The 19,173-nt window shown below is 65.4% G+C and carries 17 protein-coding genes; 9 read left to right on the top strand and 8 right to left on the bottom strand.

Annotated elements, in window-relative coordinates:
* Nucleotides 1-32 precede the first annotated feature (32 nt).
* From RAM80_RS17575 to RAM80_RS17545, 7 genes are all read left to right on the top strand, one after another.
* Nucleotides 33-1,691, top strand: a complete 1,659-nt coding sequence (locus RAM80_RS17575) for a Na/Pi cotransporter family protein (protein WP_416421756.1) — start codon at nucleotides 33-35, stop codon at nucleotides 1,689-1,691.
* Nucleotides 1,692-1,752: 61 nt separating this feature from the next.
* Nucleotides 1,753-3,141 carry a M16 family metallopeptidase gene (locus tag RAM80_RS17570; RefSeq protein WP_416421755.1) on the top strand — a complete coding sequence of 463 codons (1,389 nt, stop codon included), beginning with the start codon at nucleotides 1,753-1,755 and terminating at the stop codon, nucleotides 3,139-3,141.
* A gap of 69 nt (nucleotides 3,142-3,210) precedes the next feature.
* A complete protein-coding gene (locus RAM80_RS17565; protein ID WP_416421754.1) occupies nucleotides 3,211-4,230 on the top strand; it encodes a DUF5924 family protein in 1,020 nt (339 codons plus the stop codon).
* Nucleotides 4,231-4,338: 108 nt separating this feature from the next.
* The gene (locus tag RAM80_RS17560) at nucleotides 4,339-5,484 is read left to right on the top strand and encodes an ABC transporter permease (RefSeq protein WP_416421753.1); all 1,146 of its coding nucleotides are present in this window, start codon (nucleotides 4,339-4,341) and stop codon (nucleotides 5,482-5,484) included.
* A 29-nt stretch (nucleotides 5,485-5,513) separates the two neighbouring features.
* Complete coding sequence (locus RAM80_RS17555; RefSeq protein WP_416427509.1) at nucleotides 5,514-6,284, top strand: ABC transporter ATP-binding protein; 771 nt, start codon at nucleotides 5,514-5,516, stop codon at nucleotides 6,282-6,284.
* A 1-nt stretch (nucleotide 6,285) separates the two neighbouring features.
* A complete protein-coding gene (locus RAM80_RS17550) occupies nucleotides 6,286-7,203 on the top strand; it encodes an MlaD family protein (RefSeq protein ID WP_416421752.1) in 918 nt (305 codons plus the stop codon).
* A complete protein-coding gene (locus tag RAM80_RS17545; protein WP_416421751.1) occupies nucleotides 7,200-7,820 on the top strand; it encodes an ABC-type transport auxiliary lipoprotein family protein in 621 nt (206 codons plus the stop codon). The genes RAM80_RS17550 and RAM80_RS17545 overlap by 4 nt, the downstream gene beginning before the upstream one ends.
* Here the strand turns inward: RAM80_RS17545 and RAM80_RS17540 are convergent.
* The 6 genes from RAM80_RS17540 to RAM80_RS17515 form a co-directional block, all read right to left on the bottom strand.
* The gene (locus RAM80_RS17540) at nucleotides 7,790-9,031 is read right to left on the bottom strand and encodes a nucleoside recognition domain-containing protein (protein ID WP_416421750.1); all 1,242 of its coding nucleotides are present in this window, start codon (nucleotides 9,029-9,031) and stop codon (nucleotides 7,790-7,792) included. The genes RAM80_RS17545 and RAM80_RS17540 overlap by 31 nt on opposite strands.
* A gap of 103 nt (nucleotides 9,032-9,134) precedes the next feature.
* Nucleotides 9,135-10,463 carry a glutamate/aspartate:proton symporter GltP gene (gltP, locus tag RAM80_RS17535; protein ID WP_416421749.1) on the bottom strand — a complete coding sequence of 443 codons (1,329 nt, stop codon included), beginning with the start codon at nucleotides 10,461-10,463 and terminating at the stop codon, nucleotides 9,135-9,137.
* A gap of 741 nt (nucleotides 10,464-11,204) precedes the next feature.
* Nucleotides 11,205-11,675, bottom strand: coding sequence for an inhibitor of vertebrate lysozyme family protein (locus RAM80_RS17530; protein WP_416421748.1), 471 nt, complete (start codon nucleotides 11,673-11,675; stop codon nucleotides 11,205-11,207).
* Nucleotides 11,676-11,680: 5 nt separating this feature from the next.
* Nucleotides 11,681-11,845: a DUF1328 domain-containing protein gene (locus RAM80_RS17525; RefSeq protein WP_027981030.1), complete on the bottom strand. Its 165-nt coding sequence runs from the start codon at nucleotides 11,843-11,845 to the stop codon at nucleotides 11,681-11,683.
* A 69-nt stretch (nucleotides 11,846-11,914) separates the two neighbouring features.
* Nucleotides 11,915-12,133: a hypothetical protein gene (locus RAM80_RS17520; protein WP_416421747.1), complete on the bottom strand. Its 219-nt coding sequence runs from the start codon at nucleotides 12,131-12,133 to the stop codon at nucleotides 11,915-11,917.
* Between the two features lie 243 nt (nucleotides 12,134-12,376).
* Complete coding sequence (locus RAM80_RS17515) at nucleotides 12,377-13,228, bottom strand: BON domain-containing protein (RefSeq protein ID WP_416421746.1); 852 nt, start codon at nucleotides 13,226-13,228, stop codon at nucleotides 12,377-12,379.
* A 211-nt stretch (nucleotides 13,229-13,439) separates the two neighbouring features.
* Between RAM80_RS17515 and algB the strand changes: the two genes are divergently transcribed.
* Both algB and RAM80_RS17505 read left to right on the top strand, forming a co-directional pair.
* Entirely contained in the window at nucleotides 13,440-14,786 is a 1,347-nt protein-coding gene (gene algB / locus RAM80_RS17510) for a sigma-54-dependent response regulator transcription factor AlgB (RefSeq protein WP_416421745.1), read from the top strand.
* Entirely contained in the window at nucleotides 14,783-16,570 is a 1,788-nt protein-coding gene (locus tag RAM80_RS17505; RefSeq protein WP_416421744.1) for a KinB sensor domain-containing domain, read from the top strand. Before algB ends, RAM80_RS17505 begins: the two co-directional genes overlap by 4 nt.
* Here RAM80_RS17505 and RAM80_RS17500 read toward each other — a convergent pair.
* Both RAM80_RS17500 and RAM80_RS17495 read right to left on the bottom strand, forming a co-directional pair.
* Nucleotides 16,567-18,186 carry an EAL domain-containing protein gene (locus tag RAM80_RS17500; RefSeq protein WP_416421743.1) on the bottom strand — a complete coding sequence of 540 codons (1,620 nt, stop codon included), beginning with the start codon at nucleotides 18,184-18,186 and terminating at the stop codon, nucleotides 16,567-16,569. The two genes, RAM80_RS17505 and RAM80_RS17500, sit on opposite strands and share 4 nt — an antisense overlap.
* 79 nt (nucleotides 18,187-18,265) lie before the next feature.
* The gene (locus RAM80_RS17495) at nucleotides 18,266-19,042 is read right to left on the bottom strand and encodes an N-acetylmuramoyl-L-alanine amidase (protein ID WP_416421742.1); all 777 of its coding nucleotides are present in this window, start codon (nucleotides 19,040-19,042) and stop codon (nucleotides 18,266-18,268) included.
* Between the last annotated feature and the right edge of the window lie 131 nt (nucleotides 19,043-19,173).

The following is a 19,173-nucleotide window of genomic DNA, read 5'->3' as shown; positions in this document are numbered from 1 at the left end:
TGTTCGGGGGCCTTCCACAGGGGGCCTTTTTCATGCTGACCCTGCTCAATCTGCTTTCGGCAGTGGCACTGCTGATCTGGGGCACGCACATTGTGCGTACGGGCATCCTGCGCGTGTACGGTTCAAACCTGCGCCGCCTGTTGAGCCAGAACATGTCCAAGCGACCGCTGGCGTTCATCGCCGGCATCCTGGTGACCGCCGTGGTGCAGAGCAGCAACGCCACCGCCATGCTCACCACCTCGTTCGTCGGCCAGGGCCTGATGACCCTGACGCCGGCGCTGGCGATCATGCTGGGCGCCGACGTCGGTACCGCGCTGATGTCGCGGGTGCTGACGTTCGACCTGTCGTGGCTGTCGCCGCTGCTGATCTTCCTCGGGGTGATTTTCTTCCTCTCGCGCAAGCAGACTCGCGTCGGCCAGATGGGCCGCGTGGGCATCGGCCTGGGCCTGATCGTGCTGGCCTTGCAGCTGATCGTCGAAGCCGCGGCGCCCATCACCCACGCCCAGGGCGTGAAGGTGCTGTTTGCCTCGCTGACCGGCGACATCCTGCTCGACGCCATCGTCGGCGCGCTGTTCGCCATGATCTCCTATTCCAGCCTCGCGGCCGTGCTGCTCACCGCCACCCTGGCGGAAGCCGGCGTGATCAGCCTGCCCGTCGCGATTGGCCTGGTGATTGGCGCCAACATCGGCAGCGGCCTGCTGGCTTTCCTCTCCACCAGCATGCAGAACACCGCTGGCCGGCAGGTAGCGCTGGGCAGCCTGCTGTACAAGCTGATCGGCCTGTTGCTGATCGTGCCGGTGCTCAACCCGCTGGCGCACTGGATGGACAGCCTGACCTACGACCCCACCAGCCTGGTCATCGGCTTCCACCTGCTTTACAACACCGTGCGCTGCCTGCTGATGCTCGGCACCGTCGGCCCCATGTCGCGGCTGTGCAGCTGGCTGCTGCCCCAGCGCGAGGACGCCAACGGCACCGCCAAGCCACGGCACCTGGACCTCACCGCCCTGGAAACCCCCAGCCTGGCGCTGGCCAACGCGGTGCGCGAGACCCTGCGCATCGGCGACCTGGTGGAAAGCATGCTCGGCGCTGCCCTCAACGTGCTGCGCGGCAGCCAGACTGCCGTGACCCAGGCGGTGCGCAGCCAGGGCGAGGACGTCGAAGTGCTGTACAGCGCCATCAAGCTGTACCTGGCGCAGATGCCCCGCGAAGACCTCAGCGAGCAGGACAGCCGGCGCTGGGCGGAAATCATCGAACTGGCCATCAACCTCAAGCTGGCCAGCGACCTGATCGAACGCATGCTGCGCAAGATCCAGCAGCAGAAGACCTCCCAGCGCCGCGAGTTTTCCGAGGTGGGCCTGGAAGAGCTGGCCGGGCTGCACAACCAGCTCATGGCCAACCTGCGCCTGGGCCTGTCGGTGTTCCTCAGCGGCGACCCGGAAAGCGCGCGCCAGCTGTTGCGGGAAAAACGCCGTTTCCGTGCCCAGGAGCGTCGCCTGGCCCATGCCCACGTGAGCCGCCTGCAGCGCAAAGTGGTACAAAGCATTGAAACCAGCTCGCTGCACCTGGAGCTGATCGCCGACATGAAGCGGCTGAATTCGCTGTTCTGTGGCAGCGCCTACGTGGTGCTGGAAAACATTGATACCGGAGCCCTGCAAACCGATGCTGTTCCCGACGATGCGCATTCGCCTTGAACGTCCGCTGCCCCCGGCAGTCTGTTTCACAGTCTGAGCCGGTTCCCGCAGGAAGCTTCCCATGCGTTGTCTGCTGTTGCTTTGCCTTTTGTTCAGCTGCACCCAAAGCCAGGCCCTGGATCGCTACAAGGTAGAAGGCTACCTGCTGCCCAACGGCCTGCAGGTGCTGATGAAGCCCGGCGATGACCGCAGCCACGTGGCCATCCGCCTGGTGGTGGGCGTGGGCTTCGATGACTTCGCCTGCAACGAGCGCGAGCTGCCGCACCTGCTCGAGCACCTGCTGTTCAGCGGCATCGACGGCAGCGGCGAAGGCGGCCTGGAAGAGCGCATGCAGGCGCTGGGCGGCGAGTGGAACGCCTTCACCAGCGACAACGACACCACCTTCGTCATCGAGGCGCCCGCCGCCAACCAGCGCAAGGTGCTGGACCTGCTGCTGGAGGTGGTGACCAAGACCACCATCGACGAGAAGGCCCTGGACATTTCCCGGCGCATCGTCGAGCGCGAGGACGGCGGCCACTACTCGCACCTGCAGCGCTGGCTGGACAAGCAGGGCGTGGGCCATGCCGCCAGCGACCAGCTGGCCATGGAGCTGGGCCTCAAATGCACCGAGCGCTCGCCGGTGCGCGACATGACCCTGGCCCAGGTGGAAGCCGTGCGCAAGCATTGGTACGCGCCCAACAACATGACCCTGATCGTGGTCGGCGGCCTAGACAAAGTGCTGCCGGCCTACCTTGAGCGCACCTGGGCAAGCTTGGACGCGGTCAAGCCCACCGACCACCCGGACATCCCCGTCACCCTACACAGCGCAGCCCAGCAACGCACCCTCAGCCTCGGCTGGCTGGGCGACGGCGCCAAGCTGCACTGGTTCTTCCCCGAACCGGAGCTCAACGATGACGTGCCCGACGCTGCCCTGGACCTGGTGCAGGTGTACATGGAGTGGGCGCTGTACAAGGAACTGCGGCTTGACCACGAATTGTCCTACGGCCCCTGGAGCCAGCGCGAAGCCATGGGCGACACCGGCCTGCTGAGCCTGAACGCCGACCTGGACCGCGCCGACGTCGACCGCGCCCGCCAGTTGGTGGCCGAAATGATCGCCCGGCTGAAGAAAGACGGCCTCGACGCCGCCACCTTCGAACGCCTGCGCCAGGCCACCATTTCCCGCCAGGCCTGGAGCGTGCAGGGCAACAGCCAGCTGGCCGACTTCTACTGGAACGCCTTGTCCAGCTACGCCAACGGCCGCTTCGAAGACCCGGCCCGCGACCTGCGCAAGGTCACCCTGGCCCAGGCCGACGCGGCCATGCGCCAGGTGTTCAAGGGCCCCGGCTACGTGCGCATCGAACAACCGCTGCTCAGCTACGACCAACTCTACAGCCTGGGCGTTGTCGTACTGGTGTTGGCTGGCTTGGCCGTGCTCGGCTGGGGCGCATTGCGGCACAACAAAAGGCACTAGTTGCGCAATCAAGGAGGCAAGGGGGTATCCTTGGCGGCGTTTTTTCCAGCACCTGCCAAGACCGCCGAAATGCCCTTACTGATCCTGCGCATCATCGAACTCATCAAGCGCTACCCCGGGGTGATCGCCCTGGGCGGCTTCATCACGGGCATCGGCAGCTTCATCTTGGTGGACCGCCAGGCCAAGCTGGCCAGCTGGATCGCCGTGCTGATGCTGGTGAGCTGGGTGTGGCTGATGGTCGAGCAGAGCGCCACGCGCTGGTTCAGCCGGCGCTTCAAGCGCGAGATTCCGGAGCCGCTGCTGCGTTACGCGACGCAGATGATCCACCAGGAAAGCCTGTTCTTCGTGCTGCCGTTTTTCTACACCACGACCACGTGGAACAGCGGCCAGCTGGTGTTCACCGGGCTGCTGACCCTGGCCGGCCTGGCGTCGATCACCGACCCGCTGTACTACAGGTTCGTGGCCCCGCGGCGCTGGCTGTTCCTGGCCATGCACACGCTGACGCTGTTCGCCTCGATGCTCACCGCGCTGCCGATCATCCTGCACCTCACCACCTCGCAAAGCTACGAATGGGCGCTGGGCACCGCCATGCTGCTGTCGTTCCCGAGCCTGGCCGCCAGCTTCCCCATCAACCACTGGCGCCGCGGCGTGGCCCTGGTGCTGGCGACCCTGGCGGTGGGCGGTTGCGGCTGGATGATGCGCTCCTGGGTGCCGCCGGCCACGCTGTGGATCACCGAGTCGGCGGTGACCCTGGAAATGGACAACGCCAACCGCACCCACGGCGACAGCATCAAGAACGTCTCGGCCAGCCAGGTGCGCGCCAACGGCCTGTACGCCTACACCGCCATCAACGCCCCGCGCGGGCTGGAAGAGCGCATCTACCACGTGTGGAAATTCAACGGCCAGGAAGTCGACCGCATCCCCCTCGACATCCACGGCGGCCGCGACGAAGGCTACCGCGCCTGGACCCACAAAATGAACCTGCCGGCCAACCCGGTGGGCAAGTGGCAGGTGCAAATCCTCACCGAAGACGGCCAGATGATCGGCATGCTGCGCTTCAAGGTCACCGACGATACCCCGCCCCAGTAACGAGGCCCTGTAGCAGCGGCCGCAAGGCCGCGTCCCAGCCGCCGCGCACCTCCTGGCCCACCGCGCCGCTCCCGACGCAGCCTGGCGGCAGCTGCTACGCTCGTGTGCATGACTATTCTTGCAGCCGGCGGCCAAGCCTTCCTGGACACCAGCACGCAGCCACCGCGCCTGCGCATCAGCGGTGACTGGACGCTTCGCCACTATGCACACCTGCGCCAGCTGACCCGCCAGCTCGCCGGCCAGTACGACGCCAGCACCCCCATCAACCTCGACCAGCTGGGCGCCATCGACACCGCCGGTGCTTCGCTGCTGGTGGAACTGCTGGGCGCCGAGCGCCTGGGCGGCCTGGCCGAGACGGCCGTGCACCTGCCGGGCGCAAGCCGCGCCCTGCTGCAGACGGTGTACCGCTCGATGCAGGACTTCTGCGAGCCGCTGAAGGAGCCCGAACGCAACATCACCGTGCAGCTGCTCAGCCGCATCGGCACTGCGGTGTACACCGTGTGGCAGGACACCCTGCAGCTGCTGGGCTTCATCGGCCTGATCCTCGAGACCCTGGCCCGCGGCCTGTTGCGCCCGCGGCGCTGGCGTACCACGGCAGTGGTCGCGCACATCGAGCAGACCGGCCTGGACGCCGCGCCCATCGTCGCCCTGCTGACCTTCCTGGTGGGCGCCGTGGTGGCCTTCCTCGGCGCCACCATCCTGGCCAACTTCGGCGCCAGCATCTTCACGGTCAACCTGGTGGCGTTCTCGTTCCTGCGCGAATTCGGCGTGCTGCTGACGGCCATATTGATGGCCGGCCGCACCGCCAGCGCCTTCACCGCGCAGATCGGCTCGATGAAGGCCAACGAGGAAATCGACGCCATCCGCACCCTGGGCCTCGACCCTATGGAGCTGCTGGTGGTGCCCCGGGTGCTGGCGTTGCTGGTGGCACTGCCGGCGCTGACCTTCCTGGCCATGCTCTGCGGCATCGTCGGTGGTGGCGTGGTGTGCGCGCTGTCCCTGGGGATTTCCCCGGCCATGTTCCTGTCCAAGCTACAGGCCGACATCAGCGTGCAGCATTTCCTGGTGGGCCTGGTGAAGGCCCCGGTGTTCGCCTTCATCATCGCCGCCATCGGCTGCCTGGAAGGCTTCAAGGTCAGCGGCAGCGCCGAATCGGTGGGCGCGCACACCACCTCCAGCGTGGTGCAGTCGATTTTCGTGGTGATCGTGCTGGACGCCGTGGCCGCGCTGTTTTTCATGGAGATACGCTGGTGAACTGGACTGTAGCGGCGCCCAACGTCCCGGTGATCAAGGTGCGCGGCCTGTGCAACCGCTTCGGCCGCCAGGTGGTGCATGAACACCTGGACCTGGACCTCAACCGCGGCGAGATCCTTGCGGTGGTGGGTGGCTCGGGCAGCGGCAAGTCGGTGCTGCTGCGCAGCATCGTCGGCCTGCGCCGCCCCGACGAAGGCAACATCCAGGTGCTGGGCCAGGACCTCGCCAGCCTCGACGACCAGGGCCGCTCCCAGGTGGAACGGCGCTTCGGCGTGCTGTTCCAGAAAGGCGCGCTGTTTTCCTCGCTGACGGTGACCGAGAACGTCGCCCTGCCACTGATCGAGCACGCCGGCCTGAGCCGCGCCGACGCCGAGCACCTGGCCTGCGTGAAGCTGGCCCTGGCCGGCTTGCCGCTGTCGGCAGCCAACAAATACCCGGCGTCGCTGTCGGGCGGCATGATCAAGCGCGCCGCACTGGCCCGGGCCTTGGCGCTGGACCCGGACATCCTGTTCCTCGACGAGCCCACCGCCGGCCTCGACCCCATCGGCGCCGCCGCCTTCGACCAGCTGATCCTGACCCTGCGCGACGCCCTGGGCCTGAGTGTGTTCCTGGTCACCCACGACCTGGACACCCTCTACACCATCACCGACCGCGTGGCCGTGCTGTCGCAGAAGCGCGTGCTGGTGGCCGCGCCCATCGCCAAGGTGGCCGCCACGCCAGACCCGTGGATTCACGAATACTTTCACGGCCCCCGCGGCCGGGCAGCGTGGCAGGCTGCTTCGACGCACAGCGAGGTGTGACATGGAAACCCGCGCCCATCACGTGTTGATCGGCCTGTTCACCGTGCTGGTGGTGGTCGGCGCCTTGCTGTTCGGCCTGTGGCTGGCCAAATCCAGCGTCGACAGCGCCTTCAACGACTACGAGGTGGTGTTCAACGAAGCCGTCACCGGCCTGTCCCGCGGCAGCTCGGTGCAGTACAGCGGCATCAAGGTCGGCGATGTCACCCAGCTGCGCCTGGACCCGCAAGACCCGCGCCGGGTGCTGGCCCGCATCCGCCTGACCGGCGAAACCCCGGTCAAGCAGGACACCCTCGCCAAGCTGGCGCTCAACGGCATCACCGGCACCTCGATCATCCAGCTCAGCGGCGGCACCCCGCAAAGCCCGACGCTTACGGGCGACAAGGGCCGCCTGCCGGTGATCGTCGCCTCGCCGTCGCCCATCGCCCGCCTGCTGACCAACAGCAACGACCTGATGGCCAGCGTCAACCAGCTGCTGGCCAACGCCAACCGCCTGCTGTCGGCGGAAAACGTCGACCGCTTCAGCGCCACCCTGGAACACATGGAACAGGTGACCGGCAGCATCGCCGCCCAGCGCGACGACATCCGCCAGGCCATCAGCCAGGCGGCGGGCACCCTGAACCAGGCCGGCCAGCTGGTGCACAACGCCAACGGCCTGCTCAACCAGCAGGGCCGCCAGGCCATGGGCAGCGCCCAACAGGCGATGCAGTCGCTGCAGCAGAGCGCCGCCACGCTCAACGGGCTTCTGGCGAACAACCGCGACGCCGTCAATGGCGGCCTGCAAGGCCTGAACCAGCTCGCGCCAGCGATTCGCGAGCTGCGCGACACCCTCACTGCGCTGAAGGCCATCACCCAACGGCTGCAGGCCAACCCCGGCGGCTACCTGCTGGGCCGCGACCAGAACAAGGAGTTTGAACCATGAGTGCCGTGCTGCGTGGGATGGCCCTGGGCCTGGTCATCGGCCTGCTGGCCGCCTGCTCGATCCTGCCCAAGGCCGAGCCGGCCGACGTCTACCGCCTGCCCACTGCCGCAACCACGGCCCACGGCGGCCCCAGCCTGCCCTGGACGCTGCGCATCGGCAAACCCCAGGCCGGTGATGCCCTGAACAGCCCGCGCATCGCTGTGCTGCCCCAGGGCGACGTGGTGAGCAGCTACAAAGGCGCGCGCTGGAGCGACCCGGCGCCGGTGCTGCTGCGCAACCGCCTGCTCGACGCCTTCATCAGCGACGGCCGCCTGCGCGGCCTGAGCAACGACGACAGCACCGTGCAGGCGGATTTCGAGCTGGGTGGGCAGTTGCAGGCATTCCAGAGTGAATACGCCGCCGGCGGCGTCAGCGTGCGCGTGCGCCTGGATGCACGGCTGGTGGATGGCCGCAGCCAGCGTATCCTCGCAAGCCGCCGCTTCGAGGTCAGCCAGGCGGTAGCAGGCACTGCGGTGCCGAACGTGGTCGCCGCCTTCGGCCAGGCCAGCGACCGCCTCAGCGCCCAGGTGATCGAATGGACCCTGGCTCAGGCCGCCGTGGCGCCGAAGAACCAGTAGCACACGGCAATGGCCGCCACTACGCCGGAGAACTCTGCCAGCAGCGCGCAGCCCACGGCGTGGCGGGCCCGCTGGATGCCCACGGCGCCGAAGTACACGGCCAGCACGTAGAAAGTGGTCTCGGTGCTGCCCTGGATGGTGGCGGCCACCAGCGCCGGGAAGCTGTCCACGCCCTTGCTCTGCATGGTCTCGATCAGCATGGCCCGCGCGGCGCTGCCGGAGAACGGCTTGACCATGGCGGTGGGCAGGGCGTCGACGAAGCGGGTGTCCAGGCCCAGCCACTGCACCACATGGCGAATGCCATCGAGGCCGAACTCCAGGGCCCCGGAGGCGCGCAGCACGCCGATGGCGCAGAGCATCGCCACCAGGTACGGCAGCAGGTTCTTGGCCACGTCGAAGCCTTCCTTGGCGCCCTCCACGAAGGTTTCATAGACCTTGACCTTGCGTAGCGCGCCGATGACCAGGAACAGCATGATCAGGCCGAACAGCGTCAGGTTGCCCAGGATCGACGACAGGCTGGCCAGCGCCGCCGCCGACATGCCCGCCAGCAGGGCCATGAACGCGCCCAGCAGCAGCGCGCCGGGAATCAGGTAGGCCAGCACCACCGGGTCCCACAGGCGCAGGCGCTGCATCACCGCCACCGACAGCAGGCCCACCAGGGTGGAGGCGCTGGTAGCCAGCAGGATGGGCAGGAACACCAGGGTCGGGTCCAGCGCGCCCTGCTGGGCGCGGTACATGAAGATGGTCACCGGCAGCAGCGTCATCGACGAGGCGTTGAGCACCAGGAACAGGATCTGCGCGTTGCTGGCGGTGGTGGTGCTGGGGTTCAGCTCCTGCAGCGAGCGCATGGCCTTGAGGCCAATGGGCGTGGCGGCGTTGTCCAGCCCCAGGGCGTTGGCAGCAAAGTTCAGGGTAATCAGGCCCAGGGCAGGGTGGCCACGGGGCACTTCGGGCATCAGCCGGGCGAACAGCGGGCCCAGCACCTTGGCCAGCCAGTCAACGATGCCGGCCTTTTCGGCAATGCGCAGGAAGCCCAACCACAGGGTCAGGGTGCCGAACAGCAGCACCATCACCTCGACCGACAGCTTGGCCATGGCGAAGATGCTTTCCACCATGGCCGCGAAGATGCCGGCGTTGCCACCCACCAGCCATTGGGCCAGGGCGGAGATCGCCGCCACCACGAAAAAGCCGAGCCAAAGGCCGTTAAGCATCAGTCATACCCCAAGGAAGTTGCCGCGAATGATAGCGGCCCCCGTCCAGAAACGACAAACCCCGACACGGGGGTCGGGGTTTGCAGATGTTTCCGAAACGCGGTTACTCGGCGACAGCCTTGCCGGCAGCGGCTGTCTTGCTGCGCCAGTGCGGCAGCGAGTTCCAGTAGCGCGCGCCCTTGGCGTCGTCGTACATGCCTTCCCAGCGCGAGATGACCAGCACGGCCAGGGCGTTGCCGATCACGTTCAGTGCGGTACGGGCCATGTCCATGATGCGGTCGACACCGGCGATGAAGGCCAGGCCTTCCAGCGGGATGCCCACGCTGCCCAGGGTGGCCAGCAGTACCACGAAGGACACGCCCGGCACGCCGGCGATACCCTTGGAGGTGACCATCAGGGTCAGCACCAGCATCACCTGCTGGCTGATCGACAGGTCGATGCCGTACAGCTGGGCGATGAAGATGGCCGCGATGCTCTGGTACAGGGTCGAACCGTCGAGGTTGAACGAGTAGCCGGTCGGCACCACGAAGCTGCTGATGGCCTTCGGCGCGCCGTAGGCTTCCATCTTCTCGATCACGCGCGGCAGCACGGTCTCGGAGCTGGCGGTGGAGTAGGCCAGTACCAGCTCATCCTTGAAGATGCGGAACAGCTTGAACACCGAGAAGCCGAACAGCTTGGCCACCAGGCCCAGCACGGCAATGGCGAAGAACAGGATGGCGACGTAGACCAGGATCACCAGCTTGGCCAGCGGCAGCAGCGAACCGAAGCCGAAGTTGGCCACGGTCACCGCGATCAGGGCGAACACACCGATCGGCGCATAGTTCATGATCATGTGGGTGACCTTGAACATGGTCTCCGACACGCCCTGGAAGATCTTCACCAGCGGCTCGCGGGTTTCACCCGGCAGGCTCGACAGGCCCAGGCCGAAGAACACCGAGAAGAAGATGATCGGCAGCATGTCGCCACGGGCGATGGCCGCGAAGATGTTCGACGGGATCAGGTTGAGGATGGTGGCGATGAACGCGTGGTCATGCTGCACCTCGGAGGTGGTCTTCTCGTATTGCGAGATGTCCACGGTACCCAGGGTGCTCATGTCGATGCCGGTTCCAGGGTGGAACACGTTGGCCAGCAGCAGGCCCACGACGATCGCGATGGTGGTCACCACCTCGAAATACAGGATGGTCTTGAGGCCGATGCGGCCCAGCTTCTTCGCGTCGCCCACTCCGGCGATACCGACGACCAGTGACGAAATCACGATCGGGATAACGATCATCTTGATCAGGCGAATGAAGATGTCACCAGCCGGTTGCAGGACGTTACTGATCCACCAGGCCTTTTCGGCACTGAAGTGGTTGAGCAACGCGCCCAATGCAATGCCCAGTACCAGACCGATGAGGATCTGCCAGGCGAGGCTGAGTTTTGCCTTCTTCATATTATTACCCTTGCTTCAAGTGAATCCGGGACATCTGCGTTAGATCCGCCGTAACCCGCAGGCTTGAGCCTTGCAAGCTCGTTCAGGCAGGTCTGCGGATGCCCCCGTAGAAGGTTTTCGCGACCGAGCCCATGCGGCTCTGGCCATCGAAAAAAGGCGCAACTATTCCGATGCAGGCTCGCGACGTCTAATGCCGTAAACGCCTACCCTATGCCGAATCGGCATGATATTTTTTGTGTCGAACGGACGTCACAACGGGTTGCTCTACACCCGTTCGGATTATCGACGGTGGCCGAAACGGCACCCAATCAGCCGATACGCCCCTTTAAACGGGGGGTCGGCCGAGCATTGTTCGACAATCCGAACGCGCTTTTCGCGCGGCGACGGTGGCGCAAGAGGGAAAAAAATCGCGATAGATGGTCAAGGGTGCTGCGACAAAAAGTCCCTGCCTGAAGCCCTTACCAGCCGACCAAACGCAAAAAAACCGCCGAAGCTCACCTGGCGGTTCTTTCAAGTTTCAAGCTCTCCGGAAGTCCGGCCATTGCTGGCACGCGGACTTCCGTCGCAGCTTTCTCCTGACCTGGCCCACGGCTGGAGGCACTCCCTGTACCCCTAGGTCACTCCGATCATGCGGCAATCAAAGCGTCCCGGCCCCTTGGTCATGCGTCGGCCCTCCTCGGGCGGGCGCAGTTAGTAGAAGCTAAATCGTTGAAAAGGTTCAGCTTCTTTGGAAACCACTGGTCAGTACCAGTTCGGGTCCTTTTTAAGTTGCTCCATCAACAGGGCTTGCATGCCCTGGTCCGGCTTGCCCAGCCAACGGTAGTCGGCGTGGCGGGTCAGCGACTTGTCCGCAGGCAGCCCCTCGGGGACGTCCACCAACATGCCGTACGCGTGCTTCTTGTTCCAACTGAAGGCAACAATCAGCCGGTGGTTCTTGCAGACCTGCTGGCTTTCGCACAGCGGGCCCACCAGGTACTTGTCGCCACCTTCTTCCACGGCCGACATCTGCTGCTCGGAGACGCCCGTGAGGTTCAGCACCCAATCGGGCACCCGTTCCTCTTTCCTGACGACGCCTTGCCATGTGTCGCGGTACTGCGGGTCGCTGCTCAACAAGCCGTTGACCTGCACCTGGCCGTCATTGGCCGCCACCGCCATGCCACCGCAGCCCAAAAGCAGGGCCACGGTGGCGGCCTTGAAGGTCATGCCTTTCATTGGCGTCAGCCTCGGCCGCGACGGCCAAAGATGAAGGAGGCCACGAACAGCACCAGGAAGACGATGAACAGGATCTTGGCGATCCCGGTCGCGGCGCCAGCGATACCACCGAAGCCCAGTACTGCAGCGATGATGGCGATGATCAGGAATGTGACTGCCCAACTCAACATGGTGACTCTCCTTACCGTTTTTTAAATGGGGTGCTGCCTACTGCGATCTCGCCAGGGGCGAGGCTTCATCTAGAACACCCAGCTCTGGTGCCGCTCCACCTGGTCGTTGCTCTCGGCCCGTTGCAGCAAGGCCGTGTCTTGGGACGGGTGGGCGGCGCCGGCGCTGACGGCATTGAAATGCGGGTAGCTGATTGCCGGATGGGCCTGGGCCAATTGCGCCTCGTGGCCTTCATGCCAGTGCTGATAAAACTGGCCGGCAAGCAGGGTGATCATCAAAGCAAGGGTCACGGACAGACCCTGTTGGATCTGCTGGGAAGAGATCGGCAAATGGGCTAGACATTGGCGGCTCATCCTGTAACTCCTCTTGGTTTGATGATCATCACTGCTTGATAGGGATATTGCAGACAGCGTGCCAGTTTTAAATTAAGAAAAATTTCAATGAAATCAGGTGGTTAAGACGTAGAAACAAGACCCTGTGGCGAGCAACCTGCACGATGGCCACAGGTTGCTCGGGCGTTTTGCACGATGGGCTCAGCCGGTGCTCTTGCCGGCTACCTTGAGCAGGTCGGCGTCCACCCCGCGCACGCCGCGAATGTTGCGGGCGATTTCCACCGCCTGGGCCTTCTCTTCGGTGCTGGCCACCACGCCGCCCAGGGTGACCATGCCGCTTTTGGTGTCGACCTTGATGTTGATGCCATCCACGTCGCGGCTATATAGAAGGCTGGCCTTGACCTTGCTGGTGATCCACGCATCGCTGATGGAGGCCTCGGTGGTCTTGGCCTGGGCTTCGGCCTGGGTGGTCTGGGTGTCGGCGGCACCCAGGCTGATCAGGTTGTTCACCTGGGTCACGCCCTCGGTGTTCTGCGCAAGGTCGCCGGCCATCTGCTTGGCGTCGGCGGTCTGCGCCTGGCCCTTCAGGGTCACCACGCCGTTCTGGGTGTCCACCTCGGTGTCCAGCGCCTGGGTGGCGCTGTTCCACAGCAGCTTGGACTTGATGGTGGCGGTCAGGGTGGCGTCATCGAAACGCTGGGCGATGCGCTTCTGCACGGGCGGCTGGTTGGCCAGGGTCGGGTCCACGGTCAGCAGATTGTCGACCTTGGTGATGCCGGAGGTCTGCGCGGCAATCTGCTCGGCCAGGTCGCGGTCCACCTCGTTCTCTACCTGGCCCTTGAGCGTCGCTACCCCGTTGGCGACGCTGACGTCGATCTTGAACGGGCTCAGGTGACGGTTGAGGGCGAAGGCCGTCCAGATCGACCCTTCCTGCCGGGCGGCTTGCAGTTGGCTGCTGACCTGGTTGGTGTCGAGGGTCGCGGCGTGGCTCATGGCGGGCGCCAGCACGGCGCCCAGTGAACAGGCCAGGGCCAGGCGTTTGAGGGCATTCATGACAAAGCTCCTTATTACAGACGGTCGGGTGAGACCCGCAACGGCCATGCCAAGGGCTTAATTTTCTATTTTTTCTTTGGGAACCAGTGGGTTAGTGCAGTTATCAACAGATAGTTACCATGCAGGTCGCCGAATGAATCAGAATTGACCATGCAACTTGCCCGATTATTCTGACACTAACCCAAGACAATTCTTAAAGGAGCGTAGGAAAATGGAAGCTGGCACGGAACACCAAGGCCGAATCCTCTTGGTGGATGATGAGTCCGCCATCCTTCGCACCTTCCGTTACTGCCTGGAAGACGAAGGCTACAGCGTCGCCACCGCCAACAGTGCGGCGCAGGCTGACGCGCTGATGCAGCGCCAGGTGTTCGACTTGTGCTTCCTGGACTTGCGCCTGGGCGAGGACAACGGCCTGGACGTACTGGCGCAGATGCGCATCCAGGCGCCGTGGATGCGCGTGGTGATCGTCACCGCCCACTCGGCGGTGGACACCGCCGTGGACGCCATCCAGGCCGGCGCCGCCGATTACCTGGTCAAGCCCTGCAGCCCAGACCAACTGCGCCTGGCCACCGCCAAGCAGCTGGAAGTGCGCCAGCTGTCGGCCCGCCTGGAAGCGCTGGAAGGCGAGGTGCGCAAACCCAAGGACGGCCTGGACTCCCATAGCCCGGCCATGATGGTGGTGCTGGAGACCGCCCGCCAGGTGGCCAATACCGACGCCAACATCCTCATCCTGGGTGAGTCGGGCACGGGTAAAGGCGAGCTGGCCCGTGCCATCCACGGCTGGAGCAAGCGCGCGAAAAAAGCCTGCGTGACCATCAACTGCCCGTCGTTGACCGCCGAGCTAATGGAAAGCGAGCTGTTCGGCCACAGCCGCGGCGCCTTCACCGGCGCCAGCGAAAGCACCCTGGGCCGGGTCAACCAGGCCGACGGCGGCACCCTGTTCCTCGACGAGATCGGCGACTTCCCGCTGACCTTGCAGCCCAAGCTGCTGCGCTTCATCCAGGACAAGGAATACGAGCGCGTGGGCGACCCGGTCACCCGCCGCGCCGACGTGCGCATCCTCGCCGCCACCAACCTCAACCTCGAGGACATGGTGCGCGAAGGGCGCTTCCGCGAAGACCTGCTGTACCGCCTCAACGTCATCACCCTGCACCTGCCGCCCCTGCGCGAGCGCAGCGAGGACATCCTGACCCTGGCCGACCGCTTCCTGGCGCGCTTCGTCAAGGAATACGCCCGCCCCGCGCGCGGCTTCAGCGAGGAGGCACGGGCGGCGCTGCTCAACTATCGTTGGCCAGGCAACATCCGCGAACTGCGCAACGTGGTGGAACGCGCCAGCATCATCTGTGCCCAGGAACGCGTGGAAGTCAGCCACCTGGGCATGGCCGAGCAACCGGCCAACAATGCCCCGCGCATTGGCGCGGCGCTGAGCCTGGATGAGCTGGAAAAAGCCCACATCGGCGCCGTGCTGGCCACCAGCGACACCCTGGACCAGGCGGCCAAGACCCTGGGCATCGACGCCTCGACGCTGTATCGCAAACGCAAACAGTACAACCTGTGAGGTTGCCGATGAAGTTGCGGACCCGGCTGTTTCTCAGCTTCTCGGCGCTGATCACCGTGGCCTTGCTGGGCCTTGCCCTGGGGTTGGTCAGCGTGATGCAGCTGGCCAGGTCCCAGGAAGGCCTGGTGCACTACAACTTCGTCTCCCTGGACCTGGGGCTCAAGCTGCGCCAGAACCTGGGCGACCAGTTGATCATGATGCTCAACGAGCAGTCCGACAAGAACGCCCTGGCCAACTCCCAGCAGCAATTCCAGGACCTGATCAGCCAGGGCCTGGCCCATGAGCAGGAGCATGACCAGCCCGCCGGTTTCACCCAGACCGCCCGCGACTACCAGCGCTTCCTGGCCGCCTACCAGCAGGCCATCGCCCAGGACGGCGACATCAGCGACAACCCAGCCTTCAGCGACGCCCTCAACGCCCTGCGCAACGGCATGCTCGACGCCCACAAGCAGGCGCTGGACAACATCAATAGCGCCCAGGAAAGCACCCATGAACGTGCGGTCATGGTCTCGGCGCTGCTGGGGCTGGTGGGCCTGGCGGTGATGTTGATCGGCTTCTTTACCGCGCACAACATCGCCCGGCGCTTCGGCGAGCCCATCGAGGCGCTGGCCACCGCTGCCGACAACATCAGCCAGGGCAACTTCGATGTGGCCTTGCCCCAGTCTTCGGCGGCCGAGCTCAACCAACTGACCCAGCGCTTCGACACCATGGCCCAGGTGCTGCGCAAGCACCAGGAAACCAACGTCGACGAACTGCTGGCCGGCCAGCAACGCCTGCAGGCGGTGCTCGACAGCATCGACGACGGCCTGCTGATGATTGACCGCGACGGCCGCCTGGAGCACCTCAACCCGGTAGCCCAGCGGCAATTGGGCTGGGAAAATGACCGCGTGGGCATGGGCCTGGGCGAAGCCTTGCAGCGCCCGGAGATGGACACGCAACTGAAGCTGATCCTGCGCGGCGGCAGCCTGGAGCGGGCGCTGGAAGACCTGAGCTTCGAGCTGGACGGCGAAACCCGCCTGCTGGCCTACAGCCTGACCCCGGTCAGCCACACCGAGGGGCATATCCTCGGCGCGGTGATGGTGCTGCACGACGTCACCGAGCAGCGCGCCTTCGAGCGGGTGCGCAGCGAGTTCGTGCTGCGCGCCTCCCACGAGCTGCGCACCCCGGTCACCGGCATGCACATGGCCTTCGGCCTGCTGCAGGAGCGGGTGCACTTCGCCCCCGACTCCCGCGAGGCCGACCTCTTCGACACGGTGAAAGAAGAGATGCAGCGGCTGATGCAGCTGATCAACGACCTGCTGAACTTCTCCCGCTACCAGAACGGCCTGCAGAAGCTCACCCGCGGGCCGTGCGCCATCGACGACCTGCTCAGCCGTGCCCAGCAGCGCTTCACCGAGCAGGCGCGGGAGAACGATATCGACCTGGTGATCGAACACCAGGACGCCCTGCCGCGCCTGCACGCCGACCAGGCCCAGCTGGACCGCGTGCTCGACAACCTGCTGGACAACGCCCTGCGCCACACCCCCCACAGCGGGCGCATTCGCCTGCAGGCGCGGCGCCATGCCGAACGGGTGATCATCAGCGTCGAAGACAACGGCGAGGGCATTGCTTACGGCCAGCAGGGGCGCATTTTCGAGCCTTTCGTGCAGGTGGGCCGCAAGAAAGGCGGCGCCGGCCTCGGCCTGGCGCTGTGCAAGGAGATCGTGCAGCTGCACGGCGGGCGCATGGGCGTGTATTCGCGCCCGGGGCAGGGCACGCAGTTCTACATGACCCTGCCGCTCTAGGCCTCGTCGTCAATGCGCCGGCCGGCCAGGCGCCGGCCGCGGGTCACCAGTTCGCTGAACTGCCGCGCGTTGAGCGGGTGGGCAAACAGCCAGCCCTGGCCGTAGTTTACCCCTTCACTGCTCAGCAGCAGCGCCTGGGCCTCCAGCTCGATGCCCTCGGCAATCACCCGCAGCTGCAACGCGTGGGCCATGCGAATGATGTGCGGGGCCACGCCGCTGCTGGCGGCGTCATGGCCCAGGGCGTCGATGAACGCCTTGTCGATTTTCAGGCAGTCCACCGGCAGCGTCTGCAGGTAGGCCAGGCTGCAATAGCCGGTGCCGAAGTCGTCGATCAGCACTTGATGGCCCACGTCCCGCAAGGCTTGCAGGTTGTCACGCGCCACCACCACGTCAATCAGGCCGCGCTCGGTCACTTCGAAGGCAATCTGGTGCGCCGACACCCGGTGCTGGGCCAGCAGCCGTGCGACCACGCGGCCAATGCGCGGCACCATCACGTCGACGGCCGCCAGGTTCACCGAGACATACAGGTGGGGGTTGGCACGAAGCAGCTGGCCTAACTGTTCCAACAGCTGTTGCAGGACAAAATCGGTGATTTCGCGAATCTGGCCGGTGTTCTCCGCCATGGGGATGAACAGATCGGGGCTGGTCAGCGTGCCATCCGGGCGACGCCAGCGCACCAGCGCCTCGGCGCCCACGCATCGTCGGCTGTTGAGGTCGAAGATCGGTTGGTACAGCACCTTCAGCTCGCCCCGGCGCAACGCCCCCTGCAGTTCATTGCTCAGGGAGCGGCGTTCGTGCACCAGTTCAAGCACCATCCAGCCCACGAACCCGGCCAGCAGCAGGCTGCCGGGGAACAGCGCCCACAAGGCCGCGTTCATTTTCGGCAGCAGGTTGGTCCGCGGTGCGATCAACACCAGCTGGTAGTCCGGCGACTTGGTGAACATGCGGTAGATCAGGCTGTCGCGGGTCACCAGCAGCGGCTGTTGCGAGGGCGGCGGCCAATCGCTGGCTGGCGGCCAGGCCTGGGCCGGGCCCAGCACCGGCACTGCGCGCTTGCCCTTGTCGAGTACCACCAGCAGGCTGCCGCCGGGTGCCAGGTCGACCACGTCGGTGAGGTGCCCGCGGGAGGTGGACACGCTGAACGGCCCCCGGCCCAGGCGCAGGGCGGCGAGGTTATCGTCGGGCTGGGTGGTGGTGTTGAGCCAATAGCTGTAGGTCGGGCCCTTGATGTCCGGGGCACGCATGGCCAGGGTGCCAGCCTCGGCCGGGCGGCTGGAGCAGCTTTGCTCGCCATCGTTGTAGACCGCGTCGTAGACGAAGCGGTTGTCGAAGCCCACCTGTTGCAGGGCCGCCGTCATCGCCGGCCCGCAGCCGCGCAGGTTCTGTTCGTTGAGCAGGTCGACGCTCTCGCGCAGCTGGCCGAAGATCTGCTCCAGGCGGTCGAGGAAACGGTCGCCACGGGCATTCATCTGCTCGATTTCAGTCTGCTGGACCTGGTGCATCACCAGCCCGAAACTGGCGCTGAGCAACAGCGCCGCGCACGCGACAGCCGCCAGCGTCGCCATTAACCAGGGACGATAAAGGGCGCTGCGAAGACGCACGTAGGCGGAAGACATGGGTGAATATCCAGTTGCTCACCTTGAGGTATAGCAACTGGACGGGATTTAGCCTTGCCGTTGGGCGGAGCTGGGCAACTCAGCGCTGGCTGTTGAGCGCCTGCAGGATGGCGGCGGTTTCGGCGTCGGGCTCGCCGTCGAAGCGGGCCGGGCGGAAGTGCATCTGGAACGCGGCGATGACGTGGCGGGTGGTGACGTCCAACTGGCCGGTCTGCACGGTCATGTAGCCCAGCCGCGACAGCTGCTGCTGGTACCAGGTCATGCTCGGCGGGTTGACCTCGAAACGGGCCTTGTTGCGCGCCACGGCGCCGGCGTCGGGCCAGATGCCCAGGCCTTCGTCGGCCAGGCGCTTCCAGGGGAACAGCGGGCCCGGGTCCTGCTTGCGCAGGGGGGCGATGTCGCTGTGGCCGATGATGTGCCGTGGTTCGATGTTGTAGCGCTTGACGATGTCCTTGAGCAGCGCTTCCACGGCCTGGATCTGGGCCTCGGTGTAGGGGTACCAGAGCCGGCCATTGGGGCCGTCGGTGAAGCCTGGATTGACGATCTCGATGCCGATGGAGCTGGAGTTGAGCCAGGTGCGGCCATCCCACTCGCTTTCACCGGCGTGCCAGGCGCGCTGGCCTTCATCCACCAGCTGGTAGACCGTGGGCGGGTTGAGGCCCACCAGGTAATGGGCGCTGACCTCGCCGTGGGTCAGCAGCGCCAGCGAGCGCTCGTCCGAGGCCGAGGTGTAGTGCAGCACCACGAACTGAATCCGGCTGTCATGGTTGACCGAGGGATGACTGTGGTCGATACGCAGACCGTTGGTACAGCCCGCCAACGCGAGCAACAGCAGGGCACAGCCGAGGAATTTCATAAAGGTGGGCGGCAACTTGGTGGGCAGTAATGCAATAGTATAACACACCGCCACCACAACCCCGTAGCAGCGGCCAAAGGCCGCGTCATGGCCGCCGCTGTGAGCCTGAGGCACCGCGCATGCAAGACGCA

It is taken from the genome of Pseudomonas sp. App30, from assembly GCF_047947025.1.
GTDB lineage: Bacteria > Pseudomonadota > Gammaproteobacteria > Pseudomonadales > Pseudomonadaceae > Aquipseudomonas.
Note: the sequence above shows the minus strand (reverse complement) of the source record. Positions and strands in the feature narration are given on the sequence as shown.